The sequence below is a fragment of the Flavobacterium sp. LMO6 genome (genome assembly GCF_009495795.1).
Classification (GTDB): Bacteria; Bacteroidota; Bacteroidia; order Flavobacteriales; family Flavobacteriaceae; genus Flavobacterium.
In genome coordinates, this window is record NZ_WIBH01000029.1 from 1 (window position 1) to 2540 (window position 2540).

Genomic DNA, 2540 nt, shown 5'->3' on the forward strand with positions numbered 1-2540 from the left:
ACTGTTACGCCATTAAACACGATTGCCTCAGGAACAAACCAAACGGTTTGTATCAATAGTGCTATCACGAATATTGCCTTAGCAACAACAGGAGCTACAGGCGCAACATTTACAGGATTACCACCAGGAGTTACTGGTTCATGGGCAGGAAATAATGTTACAATTACTGGTACTGCTACTTTAGCAGGAACGTTTAACTATACCGTAACTACAACAGGAGGGTGTCCACCAGCAACAGCTACCGGAACTATTACTGTTAATCCACTACCTCTTCCAGTTACAGGATTTAGTTATTCAACACCAGTTTGTATAAACAGTACAAATCCAACTCCAACTCCAGTAGCAGGATTTACTACAGGAGGTGTTTATAGTTCAACTTTAGGATTAACTATTAATAGTTCAACCGGAGAAATTGATTTAGCATCAAGTACTGCAGGAACATATACAGTTACTTATTTTTATGGAGCAACGGCTTGTGGTGCAGCAGGCAGTAGTACTTTTAATATTACTATACTTCCACAAAATGTCATTGCCTCAGGAACAAATCAAACGGTTTGTATCAATAGTGCTATTACGAATATTGCCTTAGCAACAACAGGAGCTACAGGCGCAACATTTGCTGGATTGCCAGCAGGTGTTACCGGTTCATGGGCAGGTAATGTGGCTACCATTAGTGGTACACCAACTGTTTCCGGAACTTTTAACTATACTGTAACTACAACAGGAGGATGTCCACCAGCAACAACAATTGGAACTATTACTGTTACGCCATTAAACACGATTGCCTCAGGAACAAACCAAACGGTTTGTATAAATAGTGCTATTACGAATATTACTTTAGCCACTACAGGAGCTACAGGCGCAACATTTGCTGGATTGCCAGCAGGAGTTACAGGTTCATGGTCAGGAAACGTTGCAACCATTAGTGGTACACCAACTGTTTCAGGAACGTTCAACTATACTGTAACTACAACAGGAGGATGTCCACCAGCAACAGCTACCGGAACAATCACTGTTACGCCATTAAACACGATTGCCTCAGGAACAAACCAAACGGTTTGTATCAATAGTGCTATCACGAATATTGCCTTAGCAACAACAGGAGCTACAGGCGCAACATTTGCTGGATTACCAGCAGGAGTTACAGGTTCGTGGGCAGGAAACGTTGCAACAATTATTGGTACACCAACTGTTTCAGGAACGTTTAACTATACTGTAACTACAACAGGAGGATGTCCACCAGCAACAGCTACTGGAACCATTACTGTTACGCCATTAAACACGATTGCTGCAGGTACGAATCAAACGGTTTGTATCAATAGTGCAATAACAAATATTACTTTAGCCACTACAGGTGCAACTGGAGCAACATTTGCTGGATTGCCAGCAGGCGTTACCGGTTCATGGTCAGGAAACGTTGCAACCATTATTGGTACACCAACTGTTTCAGGAACGTTTAATTATACTGTAACCACAACAGGAGGGTGTCCACCAGCAACAGCAACGGGAACAATTACAGTTGATATACCTAATACTGCTTCAATTTCGTATCCTTTGCCACTTTATTGTGTTGCTGAAGCTCCAGTAGCGGTAGTAATTACTGGAACAGGGAATTATACAGGTGGACAGTTTAGTGCAATTCCAGTAGGCTTGTCTATTAATGCAAGTTCTGGATTAATTACACCTGCTGCTAGTACACCAGGAACCTATCAGGTTAATTATTTGGTACCTAGTAATGGAGCTTGTTCTTCATTTATTGTTTCAACGACTATTACTATAGCACCAAGACCAACTATTACTAATGTTGCATTTAGTTCAAATATTTGTAATGGAAGTAGTACAGATATTGTATTAAGTAGTAATTTATTAGGAACAACTTATACTTGGAGTGCAACGATATCAAATATTACAGGTACCTATGTTACAAATGGAGATGAAACGAATATTAATCAAATAGCAACACTAACAGATACTGAGAATATTGGTACTATTACTATGGTTATAATTCCAAGAGCTAATGGATGCGATGGAACGCCGAGAACAATAGAAATTACGGTTAATCCTAATCCAGTAATTGAGAGCGTAAGTGTTTCTGATACTGCGGTTTGTTCGGGTTCAAATGTTCATGTAGATATTGTAGGTAATATAAGTGGAATTACTTACACATGGACAGCTATTACAAGTGGTGTAACTGTTGTAGGAGGAACTACTTCAGGAACAATCACAGCAACTTCTACAACAACAGGATTTGATTTACAAGTAATAACAAGTAACCCACTAGTAGCAGGAACCATTTATTTTGAAGTTAGCTCGGTTCGTAATGGTTGTACAGGTAATACATTACAGAGTGGAGTTGTAACTGTGAATCCAAATCCAGGATTGCCTATACCTTCTCCAATAAAAACAATATGTAGTGAAGAAGGTACTGATTTAATAGTTGATGTTTCTCCACTTATTTTAGGAACAGAATTAACATGGGAAGTACTAACAGTTGTAAATGTAACAGGAGCTAATCCAGGAACAGGCGTAGCGCCAGTTAC

At 39.6% G+C, this 2540-nt stretch carries 1 protein-coding gene; it reads left to right on the top strand.

The window, feature by feature from the left end; genetic code table 11:
• Positions 1–2540 (top strand): PKD-like domain-containing protein (locus GFJ99_RS13480; protein ID WP_305069020.1); only part of this gene is annotated, 2540 nt, incomplete at both ends.